We start from the raw sequence: 14,426 nt of genomic DNA on the forward strand, positions 1-14,426 counted from the left end.
TATGTCCGCTGAAAAGCTGTTTACCCCACTGAAAGTGGGTGCCGTTACTGCCCCAAACCGCGTGTTTATGGCCCCACTCACCCGTCTGCGCAGCATCGAGCCGGGCGATATCCCAACGCCATTGATGGGTGAGTATTATCGTCAGCGCGCCAGCGCGGGCCTGATTATTTCCGAAGCCACGCAGATTTCAGCCCAGGCAAAAGGCTACGCCGGTGCGCCGGGTCTGCACAGCCCGGAACAGATCGCCGCGTGGAAAAAAATCACCGCAGGTGTTCATGCTGAAGATGGCCGTATTGCGGTTCAGCTGTGGCACACCGGTCGTATCTCACACAGCAGCATCCAGCCTGGCGGTCAGGCGCCGGTTTCTGCTTCTGCCCTGAACGCCAATACCCGCACTTCCCTGCGCGATGAAAACGGTAATGCGATCCGCGTTGACACCACCACGCCACGCGCGCTGGAGCTGGACGAGATCCCGGGTATTGTGAATGATTTCCGTCAGGCCGTCGCCAACGCCCGTGAAGCGGGCTTCGACCTGGTTGAGCTGCACTCTGCGCACGGTTACCTGCTGCATCAGTTCCTGTCCCCTTCTTCCAACCAGCGTACCGACCAGTACGGCGGCAGCGTTGAAAACCGCGCGCGTCTGGTGCTTGAAGTGGTGGATGCTGTCTGTAATGAGTGGAGCGCAGACCGCATTGGTATTCGTGTCTCCCCGATCGGTACTTTCCAGAACGTCGACAACGGTCCGAACGAAGAAGCAGACGCGCTGTATCTGATTGAAGAGCTGGCGAAACGCGGTATCGCCTATCTGCACATGTCCGAGCCGGACTGGGCAGGCGGCAAGCCTTATAGTGAAGCCTTCCGCCAGAAAGTGCGCGAGCGCTTCCACGGCGTGATTATCGGGGCGGGCGCGTATACGGCAGAGAAAGCTGAAGATCTGATCGGGAAAGGCCTGATCGACGCCGTGGCCTTTGGCCGTGACTACATTGCTAACCCGGATCTGGTTGCCCGTTTGCAGAAGAAAGCCGAACTGAACCCGCAGCGCCCTGAAAGTTTCTATGGCGGCGGCGCGGAAGGTTATACCGACTACCCTTCACTGTAATCCCGCTTTGTACATTGATAGCGGCGACCTTTCGCCGCTATACTAAAACATCGTTTCTGTTCAAAAAGATAATCCATTCCACTGGTTAATGAGGAAATTATGCGCCTACTTCACACCATGCTGCGCGTTGGCGACCTGCAACGTTCCATCGATTTCTACACTAACGTTCTGGGCATGAAGCTGCTGCGCACCAGCGAAAATCCGGAATATAAATACTCTCTGGCGTTTGTCGGTTACGGCCCGGAATCTGATGAAGCGGTCATCGAGCTGACCTACAACTGGGGCGTGGACAGCTATGAGCTGGGTACGGCTTACGGCCACATCGCGCTGGAAGTGGATAACGCCGCCGAAGCCTGCGAACGTATCCGCAGCAATGGCGGTAACGTCACCCGTGAAGCCGGTCCGGTTAAAGGCGGCACCACCGTCATTGCGTTTGTGGAAGATCCGGACGGTTATAAAATCGAACTGATTGAAGCCAAAGACGCTGGTCGCGGTCTGGGCAATTGATCCCGCTGGGCGCACTATGCGCCCGTTGTTTTGCTGCATCCCCACTCAAAATTTGCCATAATGCGCACTGCTTTTTCCCCTTGTAAGAGACCCTGATGTCCGATAACGCTCAATTTACCGGTCTGTGCGACCGTTTTCGTGGTTTTTATCCCGTTGTCATTGATGTTGAAACAGCCGGATTTAACGCTAAAACCGATGCGCTGCTTGAGATTGCCGCCATCACGCTGAAGATGGATGAACAGGGCTGGCTTGTACCGGACACCACGCTGCATTTCCACGTTGAACCCTTTGAAGGGGCAAACTTACAGCCAGAGGCGCTGGCCTTTAACGGTATCGATCCGACAAACCCGCTGCGCGGGGCGGTAAGCGAATACGAGGCGCTGCACGCCATTTTCAAAATGGTGCGCAAAGGCATGAAAGAGAATGACTGTAGCCGCGCCATCATGGTAGCCCACAACGCTACGTTCGATCACAGCTTCACCATGGCTGCCGCCGAGCGCGCCTCGCTAAAGCGTAATCCATTTCATCCGTTTGTGACCTTCGACACCGCCGCGCTGAGCGGCCTGGCGCTGGGGCAAACCGTGCTCTCGAAAGCCTGCATCACGGCGGGTATTGCGTTTGACGGTACCCAGGCGCATTCCGCGTTATACGACACCGAGCGTACGGCGGAGCTGTTCTGTGAGATCGTCAACCGCTGGAAACGTCTGGGCGGCTGGCCGCTGCCGATGGGCGACGAGGCCGATCTTCAATCGTAGGTTGGGTTATCAACAGCCCCACAGGACAAAAAAAAGCGACCAACATAATGTGGTCGCTTTTTTATAGCCGCAGAAAACTTATTCTGCGTCCGGCTCTTCGGTTTTATACTTCGCCGCAGTCTCTTTGATCAGCTGTTGCAGTTCGCCGCGCTGATACATTTCAATCAGGATATCGCATCCGCCAACCAGTTCACCATCAACCCACAGCTGTGGGAAGGTCGGCCAGTTTGCGTATTTTGGCAATTCAGCGCGAATGTCCGGGTTTTGCAGGATATCAACGTAAGCAAAACGCTCACCACAGGCGGACAGCGCCTGAACCGCTTGCGCGGAGAAGCCGCAGCTTGGCAGCTTCGGAGAACCTTTCATGTACAGGAGAATCGGGTTTTCAGCGATCTGGCGCTGAATTTTTTCAATAGTGGTGCTCATGTCTTGCTTCCTTTAACTTCTGTTACGGCATCAGTCTGACATTGTAGCGGGTCAGGCCGACATCGGAAAATAACATTTTTGTCACGTCTAATTATTTTATCGCTTATCGCATAAAGTTGCATTGCTAATGTCGTTTATCGCCAGACGGGGTGCGGTTTTGCTTAAGGAGCGAACAGGAGTGCGTCAGAATGGTGAATTTTTTTGCACTTGCTAACGAAACATAATTTTTGAATGAAAAATGCTATTAACTTCTTCTGATTTTATGGATTAGAATCGACAGGTTTTGTAAATCTCACGCGGGTATGCATTGTGGCCTGCATTTATCAGGGGACTGCCCAGTGGCGCGGATAACTAAAATCTCGATGACGCTCTGTGCTTTACTGTTTACCACACTCTCATTTACGCCAGCGGCGAACGCCTCTGAACAGGCGCGGCATTCTGCTGTACAAAAAACGCATCTGGCAAAATCCACAGAACGTAAGAAAAAAACCACCAGTAAAACAGTAAAGAAGAAAACCACCGCTCAGACCAAAAAGACCGCCTCCAGTAAAACCAAAACTCTCCGTTCCGGCACGCACAAAACCACCCGCACGACCGCCAGCCTGGTGAATGAAAAATGCACCGTGCGCAAAGGCCATAAAACGAAATGCGCAAAAGTGACGAAGCTGGCTGACGTGCATAAAGCGCGTATGCAGAAAGCGCAAAAAACGGCGATGAACAAACTGATGGGGCAAATAGGTAAACCGTATCGCTGGGGTGGCACCTCTCCGCGCACCGGTTTTGACTGTAGTGGGCTGGTTTATTATGCCTATAAAGATCTGGTGAAGTTTCGCATTCCACGCACCGCCAATGAGATGTACCATCTGCGCGACGCCGCGCCTGTAAACCGTGGCGAACTGCAAAATGGCGACCTGGTGTTCTTCCGCACCCAGGGACGCGGTACGGCCGATCACGTTGGGGTGTATGTGGGTAACGGTAAATTTATCCAGTCACCGCGCAGCGGTCAGGACATTCAGATCGCCTCTCTCAGCGAAGATTATTGGGTGCGCCACTATGTGGGTGCGCGCCGCGTGATGACGCCAAAAACCATTCGCTAAACCCTGCCCTGCCGCCTCCATGGCAGGGTAAGTTCCTCTTTTGCATACCCTTTCAATTTGCTATTCTGTCCTTGTTGTCTGTAGGGTTATTGGCAACGTATAAAACTATAAGGAGAGAAGCAATGTCGTTCGAATTACCTGCACTACCGTATGCAAAAGACGCCCTGGCCCCGCACATTTCCGCGGAAACCCTGGAGTACCATTACGGCAAGCATCACCAGACCTATGTCACCAACCTGAACAATCTGATCAAGGGCACCGATTTTGAAGGCAAAACGCTGGAAGAGATCGTGCGCAGTTCAGACGGCGGCGTATTCAACAACGCCGCACAGGTGTGGAACCACACCTTCTACTGGCACTGCCTGGCCCCCAATGCAGGCGGAGAACCTACCGGTGAGCTGGCGGCAGCGATTAACGCCGCGTTCGGCAGTTTCGCGGATTTTAAAGCGAAGTTTACTGACGCTGCCGTTAAAAACTTTGGCTCCGGCTGGACCTGGCTGGTAAAAGAGGCTGATGGCAAACTGGCTATCGTTTCCACTTCTAATGCGGGTACCCCTCTGACCACCAGCGCCACGCCGCTGATGACCGTGGACGTATGGGAACACGCCTATTACATTGATTACCGTAATGCGCGCCCGAACTACCTGGAACACTTCTGGGCACTGGTTGACTGGGAATTTGTTGCGAAGAACTTCGCCGCGTAAGAGACACGCAGAAGGGGCAGCCCTTCTGCGTTTTTGTTTATTCCGCCGTACACACCGCTTCAGGCTGTTTACGACCAGACATCATCACCAGCAGCAGGCCGAGTGCAGCAATGATCGCCCCCATCACCGGCACAAAGCTGTAACCCAAACCACCTGAGATCACCGCCCCGCCCGCTGCGGCCCCCAGCGCATTGCCCAGGTTAAACGCACCGATATTCACCGACGAAGAGAGCCCCGGCGCTTCGTGCGCAACGCGCATTACGCGCATCTGCAACGGTGGCACCACGGCAAAGGTTGCGGCGCCCCACACCACCATGGCAATCGCGGCACCCACTTCGTTACGCGCCAGCCACGGAATCGCCACCATGATGACAATCAGCAGCGTTAAAAAACCTTTCAGTGTTCCACTGACGGAGCGGTCGGCAAATTTCCCGCCGAGATAGTTGCCAATCGAGAACCCGACACCAATCAGCACCAGCATCGCGGTAACAAAGAGTGGCGTTGCGTGGGTAATGTCGTGCAGCACCGGGGAGATATAGGTGTAGAGCGTAAACATCGCCCCGGCCCCCAGTACCGTGGTGAGCAGCGCGGACAACACCTGAGGACGCATCAGCACCGCCAGCTCTTTACGTACTTCCGGACGTTCTCCCGCACTTCCTTTCGGCAGTGAGAAGAACAGCGCAACCATCGCGACCACGCCCAGTCCGGCGGTTGCGAGGAAAGACATACGCCAGCCGATGGCTTCTCCCAGCCAGGTGGCAGCGGGAACGCCGCCGATATTAGCGATGGTGAGGCCCATGAACATAGTGGCTACCGCGCTGGCCTGCTTATGTTTTGGCACCACGCTGGCGGCAACAACCGAGCCCAGTCCGAAGAAGGCGCCATGGTTGAGGCTGGTCAGAATGCGCGAAAGCATCAGAGTGGTGTAATCGGGCGAAATCGCGGAAAGCACATTTCCGAGAGTGAAAATCGCCATCAGGAAGATCAGCGCATTGCGGCGAGCGCGGAGGGAAAGCAGCAGCGTCATCAGCGGCGCGCCCACCATCACGCCAATCGCGTAGGCGCTAATTAACATACCGGCCGCAGGAATTGAGACGTCCACACCCCGGGCGATAACAGGCAATAACCCCATCGGGGAGAATTCAGTGGTGCCAATCCCAAAGGCGCCAATCGCCAGGGCCAGCAGGGGAAAATTGATTTTCATGAAGAGACTCCGGATACCGTGCCATAACCCGGCACAGAACTAAGAAGTCAAAAGCATGACATCAATCACAAAAAATGAGAAGTTAACATTTTGGCAAAAGATTTTTGCCGGAGAGGTAACAATAGCGGCAAGAGAGGGAGAAGGTTCTCCCCCTCCTGAATCAGTGTAGCGCAGCGGTTAAACCACCCGCAACAATCAGGGCAAGAACAACAATGGTGGTAAACAGCGAAAACTTCAGATCGGTACTCATCAATTTTTCTCCTTTTATTCACCCTACGAAAAGTGAGCTTGCTCATTTTTACACAGTTCAGGTCAAAAATCTTCCAGGATTTAAGCGGATATCCACTTTACCTCTTCCCCTTTTCATCAAGATAGGACAAAATTCCACGCTAAATTTATTAGCGTACCGGCCACTGACCCCCTCCTGACGTCCTGTGTCGTTTTCCCGGCGTGTCGCAACTCATGTTTGCGTGATAAGGGTGAGAGAAGGCAAACGTTTACCTTCGATTTTTTCAGGAGCTTAGGATATGGTCTGGAGTGACATTTAATGGCAACAATTAAAGACGTAGCAAAACGCGCAAACGTTTCCACTACAACCGTATCACATGTTATTAACAAAACGCGTTTCGTCGCTGAAGAGACGCGTAATGCCGTCTGGGCGGCAATCAAAGAGCTGCACTACTCGCCAAGTGCGGTCGCCCGCAGCCTGAAGGTTAATCACACCAAATCGATTGGTCTGCTGGCCACCAGCAGTGAAGCGGCCTACTTTGCTGAAATCATCGAAGCCGTTGAAAAAAACTGCTTCCAGAAAGGCTATACCCTGATTCTGGGCAACGCGTGGAACAACATTGAAAAACAGCGCGCTTACCTGTCAATGATGGCGCAAAAGCGCGTCGACGGCCTGCTGGTAATGTGTTCTGAATACCCCGAGTCGGTCCTTTCCATGCTGGAAGAATATCGCCACATTCCGATGGTGGTCATGGACTGGGGCGAAGCGCGCGCAGACTTTACCGACTCCGTTATTGATAACGCCTTTGAAGGCGGCTACATGGCGGGGCGTTATCTGGTAGAACGCGGTCATCGTGAAATTGGCGTGATCCCGGGTCCGCTGGAGCGTAACACCGGGGCTGGCCGTCTGGCCGGTTTCATGAAAGCGATGGAAGAGGCGCTGATCACCGTGCCGGAAAACTGGATTGTTCAGGGCGACTTCGAGCCGGAGTCGGGCTACCGCGCCATGCAGCAGATCGTCTCCCAGCCGCATCGCCCTACCGCGGTGTTCTGCGGCGGCGACATCATGGCGATGGGCGCGCTCTGCGCGGCGGATGAACTCGGCCTGCGCGTCCCGCAGGATATCTCGGTGATCGGCTATGACAACGTGCGCAACGCCCGCTTCTTTACCCCGGCGCTGACCACCATTCACCAGCCGAAAGATTCGCTGGGTGAAACGGCCTTCAACATGCTGCTGGACAGGATCGTCAACAAGCGTGAACAGTCCCAGTCCATTGAAGTTCACCCGCGCCTGATTGAACGCCGTTCCGTTGCGGACGGTCCGTTCCGCGACTACCGTCGTTAATCACTTTACGGGACCAGCTATGCTGGTTCCCGCAACCACTCCCGGTTCAGCGTTTCGCTGTCGCCCAGATAATCCAGCAGCCAGGCCATGGCGGGCGAGACGTCGTTTTGCTGCCACGTCAGACAGCACGCGGCATCCGGGAAGGGGTTTTCCAGCGTCAGGGCCACCCACTCTCCCGCGTCGATGCGCGGGCGCGCAAAATGCACCGGCACCATGCCAACGCACAGCCCCGCGCTCAGACAGGTGGCCGACGACTCCCAGTCCGGTGCGACCACGCGGCGCTGATTATCCAGCAGCCAGGTAATGCGCTTGGGCAGCGAGCGGGAGGTATCTTCCAGCACCAGCGAGGGCCAGTTGCGTAAGGTGTCATCGCTCAGCGGACCTTCCAGCGCCGCCAGCGGGTGATCACGCGCGACCACGCAGGTCCAGCTCAGCATGCCCATGTCGCGAAACGCGTAGCGCCCCCCAACCGGGATCGCCTGGGTTGCACCAATCGCCATCTCCGCCCTGCCGTCCGCCAGCGCATCCCAGACGCCGTTGAACACTTCCTGCGAAACACGCAGTTCGACGTCGGAAAAATGACGATAGAAATCGACGATCATCTGCCGGGTCCGCTCCGGCTTAACGATGTTATCCACCGCGATAGCGAGATGCCCGCGCCAGCCGTTGGCGATCTGCTGGCACTGCTCACGGGTGATCTGCATTTTTTTGATAACAGACCGCCCTTCCTTCAAAAACCACGCTCCGGCAGGCGTGAGCTCCACGTCGCGATGGCGCCGCTCGAACAGCGGGACCGCCAGCCACGCTTCCAGCTGGCGCACCGTATAGCTGATAGCCGAGGGAACGCGATGCAGCTCCTGGGCGGCACCGGTAAAGCTGCCGTTACGCGCCACGGCATCAACCACTTCAAGGGAATAATCTGACCACATCTTTAGCCTGCAAATTTTTTGAACGCACCCGCCAAATATTAGCGTTTCACAAGCCGCTTTGCACTCCCTACACTCTGCGCCAACGTACACCTGCCTCCTCAGGAGAAAAAAGTGCAACCCAGGAAAGGATTTTTAGTCTGGCTCGGCGGCTTAAGCGTGCTGGGCTTTTTGGCAACCGATATGTATCTGCCCGCGTTCGCCGCGATGCAGGAAGATTTGCAAACCCCTGCCGCCGCCATCAGCGCCAGTTTAAGTTTGTTCCTTGCCGGTTTTGCTTTTGCGCAATTGCTGTGGGGGCCGCTCTCGGATCGTTTTGGCCGTAAGCCCGTCCTGTTGTTGGGGCTGGCGATTTTTGCCGCAGGCTGTCTGGGCATGCTGTGGGTCCGCGATGCCGCCTGGCTGCTGGCGCTGCGCTTTATTCAGGCGGTCGGCGTCTGCGCCGCAGCGGTGACCTGGCAGGCGCTGGTGACCGATTACTACCCCGCCTCGCGCACTAACCGCATATTCGCCACTATTATGCCGCTGGTCGGCCTGTCGCCGGCGCTTGCCCCGTTACTGGGCAGCTGGATCCTGGCGCATTTCGACTGGCAGGCCATTTTCGCCACGCTCTTTGCTATTACGCTGGTCCTGATGCTGCCTGCTTTCGGGCTTAAACCTGCGCATAAAAAAGAGACGCATCCGGACGCAAAGCCCATCACCTTTACCTCTTTACTGCGGTCGAAAGCCTATCGCGGTAACGTGCTGATTTATGCTGCCTGCTCTGCCAGCTTCTTTGCCTGGCTAACCGGTTCGCCGTTCATTCTGCATGACATGGGCTACAGCCCGGCGGCTATCGGCCTGAGCTATGTACCACAGACCATTGCCTTCCTGGTGGGTGGCTATGGCTGTCGCGCCGCGCTGCAAAAATGGGAAGGCCAACAGATGCTGCCCTGGCTGCTGGTTTTGTATGCACTAAGCGTGATTGCGACCTGGGCTGTCGGCTTTATACCCGGCGCCGGGCTTGCAGAAATTTTGATTCCGTTCTGCGTCATGGCGATCGCTAACGGGGCTATCTACCCTATCGTTGTAGCCCAGGCGTTGCGTCCATTCCCGCAGGCGACAGGCCGCGCTGCCGCGCTGCAAAATACCCTGCAACTTGGCCTGTGCTTCCTGGCAAGTCTCGTGGTCTCGGCGTTGATTGCAACCCCGCTGCTCACCACTACCAGCGTGATGCTGGTCACCGTTGCGCTGGCGGGTTTGGGCTATCGCATGCAGTCCTCAGCCCATCGCGAGCAGAGTGAAAACGCGCAGACAGAAACGTCGCACGCCTGATTGCGCGGGAAACTATGTTAAATACCAGTGATTAGGTTGCTAACAATTTTCTGTTGAATCGCCAAATTTTGCGGCCTATACTAAATTTGGTTCGATTAAATACGATAAATATTAAGTGTTAACGGGAGCCGGAGCGCTCCCGTTTTACCATGGAAGGCATTTCGGCAAGGGTTATCTCCCTTCCTCTGTTCTACGTCGGATATTAGCCTCGCGGGCATTTACCGTGAGATTTCTCACAAACCAAAAAAGCGTCTACGCTGTTTTAAGGTTCTGATCACAGCAAGGTGATGGAGAAGCTATGAGTTCATCGTGTACAGAAGAAGTCAGCGTTCCGGACGATAACTGGTCCCGGATCGTCAGTGAACTGTTGGGACGTGCGGGCATTACGATTAATGGCTCATCCCCCTCCGATCCCCAGATAAAGCATCCCGATTTTTTCAAACGCGTGTTACAGGAGGGATCGTTAGGGCTGGGTGAAAGCTATATGGACGGCTGGTGGGAGTGTGAGCGGCTGGATATGTTCTTCTCCAGCGTATTACGCGCCGGTCTTGAAAAACAGCTCCCTCGTCATTTCAAAGATACCTTACGCATTGCCTCCGCCCGCCTGTTCAATCTGCAAAGTAAAAAACGGGCGTGGATCGTCGGTAAAGAGCATTACGACCTGGGCAACGATCTGTTCAGCCGTATGCTCGATCCTTTAATGCAGTACTCCTGCGGATACTGGAAAAAAGCGACGACCCTGGAAGAGGCGCAGCAGGACAAGCTGCAACTGATCTGCGATAAATTGCAGTTACAGCCCGGTATGCGTGTGCTGGACATCGGCTGTGGCTGGGGTGGTCTTGCCTGGTTTATGGCTAAAAATTACGGCGTCAGCGTAGTCGGCGTCACGATTTCGGCTGAACAGCAGAAGATGGCGCAGGAACGCTGTCTGGGTCTGGATGTTGATATTCGGCTTCAGGACTACCGCGACCTGAACGAGCAGTTCGATCGCATTGTTTCCGTAGGTATGTTCGAGCACGTGGGGCCGAAGAACTACAAGACTTACTTCGAGGTCGCCGATCGTAACCTGAAGCCTGAGGGAATTTTCCTGCTACACACCATCGGCTCTAAACGCACCGATAACAATGTGGATCCCTGGATCAACAAATATATCTTCCCGAATGGCTGTTTACCCTCTGTTCGCCAGATTGCGAACGCCAGCGAACCGCATTTTATTGTGGAAGACTGGCATAACTTCGGCGCAGATTACGACACCACCCTGATGGCCTGGCATGAACGTTTCCAGGCTGCATGGCCTGAAATCGCCGACAACTATTCGGAACGATTCAAACGGATGTTTAGCTATTATCTGAATGCCTGTGCGGGCGCGTTCCGTGCGCGGGATATACAGCTTTGGCAGGTGGTGTTTAGTCGTGGGATTGAGCACGGTTTGCGTGTGGCTCGCTGAAAAAATAACCCCGGTTAACCGGGGTTATTTTTTATTCTTCTTCCATGGTTTTAATTATCGCCGCCTCTTTCGCCGCCAGTACGCGCTCAACGGTATCCACGACCGCCTGGGTCTGGGGATCAATTTCGATATTTACGCGCTGCCCCAGTTTTTTTGCGCCAAGCGTAGTACGTTGCAGCGTTTCAGGAATTAAATGCACGCAAAAACGCGTTGGCGTCACTTCACCGACGGTCAGACTAATCCCATCGATGCCAATAAATCCTTTATACAGGATGTATTTCATTAATGACGAATCCTGCACCTTAAACCAGATTTGACGGTTATTTTCCGAGGTCACGATTTTCGCCACTTCTGCGGTGGTCATAATATGGCCCGACATCAGATGCCCGCCAATCTCATCGCTGAATTTCGCCGCGCGTTCCACGTTGACGATATCTCCCACCACCAGCTCACCCAGGTTAGTGATACGCAGCGTCTCTTTCATTAAATCAAAGCTAATCTGGTTACCGTTAATTTCGGTCACCGTCAGGCAGCAGCCGTTATGCGCTATCGACGCCCCGGTTTCAATGCCGTCGAGCATATATTCAGGCAGCTCAACTACGTGAGTGCGGAAATTCGGTTTTTCATCAATGGACACCACTTTGGCAGTGCCCTGCACAATACCAGTAAACATGCTTACAGCTCCTGTTCATTCCGAACGGCGATGACACCGTATAATCCCACCACAATAACAGTTGAAAAAACAGGTTGCCAGTGATGCGCAATTTCTGGCGATTTTTTCACTAGATAATTAGTTAAACCCCGCTACAATAGCTGGCATCCCTCTGTTTTTTCTTCTTGCTGCCAGTAACGGCGGCCTTTTTAGTCTCTAAAATAACTACAATACAAAGGTGTTCACGTGCAGAAGTATATGATCGAAGCGCGTCAGTTATTGGCACTGGCAATACCGGTGATCGTCGCGCAGGTAGCCCAAACCGCAATGGGATTTGTGGATACGGTAATGGCCGGTGGTTACAGCGCCACCGATATGGCCGCCGTGGCGATCGGAACCTCAATCTGGCTCCCGGCCATTCTGTTTGGTCACGGCCTGCTGCTGGCGCTAACGCCCGTCATCGCACAGCTTAACGGCTCCGGTCGACGTGACCGCGTGGCCCATCAGGTGCGCCAGGGCTTCTGGCTGGCCGGGTTCGTCTCCGTCCTGATTATGATCGTCCTGTGGAACGCCGGGTATATTATTCGCGCCATGCATAATATCGACCCGGCGCTGGCGGATAAGGCGGTCGGTTATCTGCGCGCCCTGCTCTGGGGCGCGCCCGGCTATCTGTTCTTCCAGGTGGCACGTAACCAGTGTGAAGGGCTGGCAAAAACCAAGCCGGGCATGGTGATGGGCTTTATCGGCTTGCTGGTGAACATTCCCGTGAACTATATCTTCATTTACGGTCATTTTGGCATGCCGGAACTCGGCGGCGTGGGCTGCGGCGTGGCGACGGCAGCGGTGTACTGGGTGATGTTCGGAAGCATGCTCACCTACATTAAGCATGCGCGATCCATGCGCGACATTCGCAACGACACCACCTTTAGCACGCCTGACTGGTCGATGTTGACCCGCCTGACACAGCTGGGTCTGCCCATTGCGCTGGCGCTGTTCTTTGAAGTGACGCTGTTTGCCGTCGTCGCCCTGCTGGTCTCGCCGTTAGGGATTATTGATGTGGCAGGCCACCAGATCGCGCTGAACTTCAGCTCTTTGATGTTTGTTCTGCCGATGTCGCTGGCGGCTGCGGTGACGATTCGCGTGGGCTTCCGTCTGGGGCAAGGTTCTACGCTGGATGCGCAAACGGCTGCCCGCACCGGGCTGGGCGTCGGCGTCTGCATGGCGGTCTGTACCGCCCTCTTTACCGTGCTGTTGCGTGAGCAAATTGCCCTGCTCTATAACGACAACCCGGAGGTAGTGACTCTGGCCTCGCACCTGATGCTGCTGGCGGCCATTTATCAGATCTCTGACTCCATCCAGGTTATTGGCAGCGGCGTGCTGCGTGGGTATAAAGATACGCGTTCCATCTTCTTTATCACCTTTATCGCTTACTGGGTGCTGGGTCTGCCGTGCGGGTACATTCTGGCGCTCACGGATCTGGTGGTGGATCGCATGGGGCCAGCCGGATTCTGGATGGGCTTTATCATCGGCTTAACGTCTGCGGCCATTATGATGATGCTGCGCATGCGTTTCCTGCAACGTCAGCCCTCTACGGTTATTTTGCAGCGCGCTGCACGTTAATGACCATGTAGCCGCCGGCTGGCGGCTACTTTCTCTTCACTTTGCGCGGTAATGAAGCAATCGCGTGAAATCAGAGAGAAAAATGCATTTTCCCTCTTGCCACCTTGGTGCTGTGCCGCTAATATTCGTCCCCGTTGTCACCGACAACACAATGCGTTCATAGCTCAGTTGGTTAGAGCACCACCTTGACATGGTGGGGGTCGTTGGTTCGAGTCCAATTGAACGCACCATCTTGCGTCTGTAGCTCAGTTGGTTAGAGCACCACCTTGACATGGTGGGGGTCGATGGTTCGAGTCCATTCAGACGCACCAATCTGTTTTCTCTCACATTTCATTCCCGTTCAGCCTCATGCAGAGGCAGCAAACCTTTTAAGCACATCGAAAGTGACCTCCAGCCCGCGCGTACCGGGAAAAGCGGAATGGCATAAGCCCCATCAGGTTAGCAAAACGCCCGGCGTTTGCCGGGCGTGAAAACAACGTCAGTCAACGATTACGGCTTATGTTCAATCGCCGGGTTGTTGTTGATAGCGATGCGCTGCGGTTTCTCTTCTTCCGGGATATCCTGGTGTAATTCAATTGCCAGCAAGCCGTTTTCCAGCGAAGCGCCGGTCACTTTCACATGCTCCGGCAGACTATAGCTGGCCCAGAAGTCGCTGCGGCTGATACCCCGATGGATCCATCCTTCTTCGCCGTTTTCGGTTTTCTCCTCTTCACGTTTACCGCTGATGTTCAGCTGACCGCCGACGGTTTCAATTTCCAGTTCGCTCTCTTTCCAGCCTGGCACGCTGAGCGTCAGTTCATAGCGGTTATCGCCCAGCCGCCGGATATTGTAAGAAGGCGTGGAGGGCAACGGCGTACTGCCGGTTAGCTGGCTAAAAAGGCGATCGATACGGTTAAAACGGTCCGCAAACAGAGAGTCGGAGAGATCGTTCAACACGGGAAAGGTTCTGAGAGTCATCATGTACCTCCTGAACAGTAAAAAAGAATATTCAAAAAGTTCATGTCTTATGGGCAGGTGTTCCTTACCCGCTTTCTATATGAGGTTACCGCAAAATATTTCAACCTCAGGAGCCTGCAAAAATGTAGCTGGAACCTAAAAAAGC

15 protein-coding genes and 2 tRNA genes are annotated in these 14,426 nt (G+C 54.6%); 11 read left to right on the forward strand and 6 right to left on the reverse strand.

Features of this window, described 5'->3' with window-relative positions; genetic code table 11:
* Position 1: 1 nt before the first annotated feature.
* The 3 genes from ACOTYB_RS07495 to rnt all read left to right on the forward strand — a co-directional run bounded on the left by ACOTYB_RS07495 (position 2) and on the right by rnt (position 2,361).
* Positions 2-1,099 carry an alkene reductase gene (locus tag ACOTYB_RS07495; protein WP_015570682.1) on the forward strand — a complete coding sequence of 366 codons (1,098 nt, stop codon included), beginning with the start codon at positions 2-4 and terminating at the stop codon, positions 1,097-1,099.
* Between the two features lie 99 nt (positions 1,100-1,198).
* Positions 1,199-1,606 (forward strand): lactoylglutathione lyase, encoded by a 408-nt coding sequence (gene gloA, locus ACOTYB_RS07500; protein WP_003857623.1) that lies wholly within the window; start codon positions 1,199-1,201, stop codon positions 1,604-1,606.
* A gap of 95 nt (positions 1,607-1,701) precedes the next feature.
* Positions 1,702-2,361, forward strand: coding sequence for a ribonuclease T (gene rnt / locus ACOTYB_RS07505; RefSeq protein WP_003857625.1), 660 nt, complete (start codon positions 1,702-1,704; stop codon positions 2,359-2,361).
* A 78-nt stretch (positions 2,362-2,439) separates the two neighbouring features.
* On the opposite strand, the gene grxD is transcribed toward rnt, so the two are convergent.
* Positions 2,440-2,787 (reverse strand): monothiol glutaredoxin 4, encoded by a 348-nt coding sequence (gene grxD / locus ACOTYB_RS07510; protein ID WP_003832760.1) that lies wholly within the window; start codon positions 2,785-2,787, stop codon positions 2,440-2,442.
* Positions 2,788-3,125: 338 nt separating this feature from the next.
* On the opposite strand from grxD, the gene ACOTYB_RS07515 reads away from it, so the two are divergent.
* Both ACOTYB_RS07515 and sodB read left to right on the forward strand, forming a co-directional pair.
* Complete coding sequence (locus ACOTYB_RS07515) at positions 3,126-3,884, forward strand: C40 family peptidase (RefSeq protein WP_220153773.1); 759 nt, start codon at positions 3,126-3,128, stop codon at positions 3,882-3,884.
* A 122-nt stretch (positions 3,885-4,006) separates the two neighbouring features.
* Complete coding sequence (sodB, locus tag ACOTYB_RS07520) at positions 4,007-4,588, forward strand: superoxide dismutase [Fe] (RefSeq protein WP_220153772.1); 582 nt, start codon at positions 4,007-4,009, stop codon at positions 4,586-4,588.
* Positions 4,589-4,625: 37 nt separating this feature from the next.
* Here sodB and ACOTYB_RS07525 read toward each other — a convergent pair whose 3' ends face one another.
* Both ACOTYB_RS07525 and ACOTYB_RS07530 read right to left on the reverse strand, forming a co-directional pair.
* Positions 4,626-5,792, reverse strand: a complete 1,167-nt coding sequence (locus ACOTYB_RS07525; RefSeq protein WP_220153771.1) for an MFS transporter — start codon at positions 5,790-5,792, stop codon at positions 4,626-4,628.
* A gap of 160 nt (positions 5,793-5,952) precedes the next feature.
* A complete protein-coding gene (locus ACOTYB_RS07530; protein WP_003857632.1) occupies positions 5,953-6,042 on the reverse strand; it encodes a YnhF family membrane protein in 90 nt (29 codons plus the stop codon).
* 297 nt (positions 6,043-6,339) lie between these two features.
* Here ACOTYB_RS07530 and purR point away from each other — a divergent pair, with 297 nt between their 5' ends.
* The gene (purR, locus tag ACOTYB_RS07535) at positions 6,340-7,365 is read left to right on the forward strand and encodes an HTH-type transcriptional repressor PurR (RefSeq protein WP_003857634.1); all 1,026 of its coding nucleotides are present in this window, start codon (positions 6,340-6,342) and stop codon (positions 7,363-7,365) included.
* 17 nt (positions 7,366-7,382) lie between these two features.
* On the opposite strand, the gene punR is transcribed toward purR, so the two are convergent.
* The gene (gene punR, locus ACOTYB_RS07540; protein WP_003857638.1) at positions 7,383-8,294 is read right to left on the reverse strand and encodes a DNA-binding transcriptional activator PunR; all 912 of its coding nucleotides are present in this window, start codon (positions 8,292-8,294) and stop codon (positions 7,383-7,385) included.
* A 111-nt stretch (positions 8,295-8,405) separates the two neighbouring features.
* Here punR and punC point away from each other — a divergent pair, with 111 nt between their 5' ends.
* On the forward strand, positions 8,406-9,605 hold the full coding sequence (gene punC / locus ACOTYB_RS07545) for a purine nucleoside transporter PunC (protein WP_220153770.1): 1,200 nt from the start codon (positions 8,406-8,408) through the stop codon (positions 9,603-9,605).
* A 298-nt stretch (positions 9,606-9,903) separates the two neighbouring features.
* On the forward strand, positions 9,904-11,052 hold the full coding sequence (gene cfa, locus ACOTYB_RS07550; protein WP_409248981.1) for a cyclopropane fatty acyl phospholipid synthase: 1,149 nt from the start codon (positions 9,904-9,906) through the stop codon (positions 11,050-11,052).
* Positions 11,053-11,083: 31 nt separating this feature from the next.
* Here the strand turns inward: cfa and ACOTYB_RS07555 are convergent, their stop codons facing one another.
* On the reverse strand, positions 11,084-11,725 hold the full coding sequence (locus ACOTYB_RS07555) for a riboflavin synthase (protein WP_045907506.1): 642 nt from the start codon (positions 11,723-11,725) through the stop codon (positions 11,084-11,086).
* A gap of 225 nt (positions 11,726-11,950) precedes the next feature.
* Here ACOTYB_RS07555 and mdtK point away from each other — a divergent pair, with 225 nt between their 5' ends.
* The 3 genes from mdtK (at position 11,951) to ACOTYB_RS07570 (ending at position 13,635) form a co-directional block, all read left to right on the forward strand.
* Positions 11,951-13,324, forward strand: coding sequence for an MdtK family multidrug efflux MATE transporter (mdtK, locus tag ACOTYB_RS07560; RefSeq protein ID WP_003857645.1), 1,374 nt, complete (start codon positions 11,951-11,953; stop codon positions 13,322-13,324).
* 153 nt (positions 13,325-13,477) lie between these two features.
* A tRNA-Val gene (locus ACOTYB_RS07565) sits at positions 13,478-13,554 on the forward strand.
* A gap of 4 nt (positions 13,555-13,558) precedes the next feature.
* Positions 13,559-13,635, forward strand: a tRNA-Val gene (locus ACOTYB_RS07570).
* A 178-nt stretch (positions 13,636-13,813) separates the two neighbouring features.
* On the opposite strand, the gene ACOTYB_RS07575 is transcribed toward ACOTYB_RS07570, so the two are convergent.
* Complete coding sequence (locus ACOTYB_RS07575) at positions 13,814-14,284, reverse strand: Hsp20 family protein (protein WP_220153769.1); 471 nt, start codon at positions 14,282-14,284, stop codon at positions 13,814-13,816.
* Between the last annotated feature and the right edge of the window lie 142 nt (positions 14,285-14,426).

Origin of the sequence: Enterobacter cloacae complex sp. IR5450 (assembly GCF_049238665.1) — a bacterium.
Taxonomy (GTDB): Bacteria; Pseudomonadota; Gammaproteobacteria; order Enterobacterales; family Enterobacteriaceae; genus Enterobacter; species Enterobacter hormaechei_C.

Coding starts and splice junctions, on each gene's coding strand:
- ACOTYB_RS07555 (WP_045907506.1), bottom strand. CDS start 11,725: ATGTTTACTGGTATTGTGCAGGGCACTGCCAAAGTGGTGTCCATTGAT.
- ACOTYB_RS07525 (WP_220153771.1), bottom strand. CDS start 5,792: ATGAAAATCAATTTTCCCCTGCTGGCCCTGGCGATTGGCGCCTTTGGG.
- purR (WP_003857634.1), top strand. CDS start 6,340: ATGGCAACAATTAAAGACGTAGCAAAACGCGCAAACGTTTCCACTACA.
- gloA (WP_003857623.1), top strand. CDS start 1,199: ATGCGCCTACTTCACACCATGCTGCGCGTTGGCGACCTGCAACGTTCC.
- punR (WP_003857638.1), bottom strand. CDS start 8,294: ATGTGGTCAGATTATTCCCTTGAAGTGGTTGATGCCGTGGCGCGTAAC.
- ACOTYB_RS07495 (WP_015570682.1), top strand. CDS start 2: ATGTCCGCTGAAAAGCTGTTTACCCCACTGAAAGTGGGTGCCGTTACT.
- cfa (WP_409248981.1), top strand. CDS start 9,904: ATGAGTTCATCGTGTACAGAAGAAGTCAGCGTTCCGGACGATAACTGG.
- sodB (WP_220153772.1), top strand. CDS start 4,007: ATGTCGTTCGAATTACCTGCACTACCGTATGCAAAAGACGCCCTGGCC.
- rnt (WP_003857625.1), top strand. CDS start 1,702: ATGTCCGATAACGCTCAATTTACCGGTCTGTGCGACCGTTTTCGTGGT.
- ACOTYB_RS07530 (WP_003857632.1), bottom strand. CDS start 6,042: ATGAGTACCGATCTGAAGTTTTCGCTGTTTACCACCATTGTTGTTCTT.
- grxD (WP_003832760.1), bottom strand. CDS start 2,787: ATGAGCACCACTATTGAAAAAATTCAGCGCCAGATCGCTGAAAACCCG.
- ACOTYB_RS07575 (WP_220153769.1), bottom strand. CDS start 14,284: ATGATGACTCTCAGAACCTTTCCCGTGTTGAACGATCTCTCCGACTCT.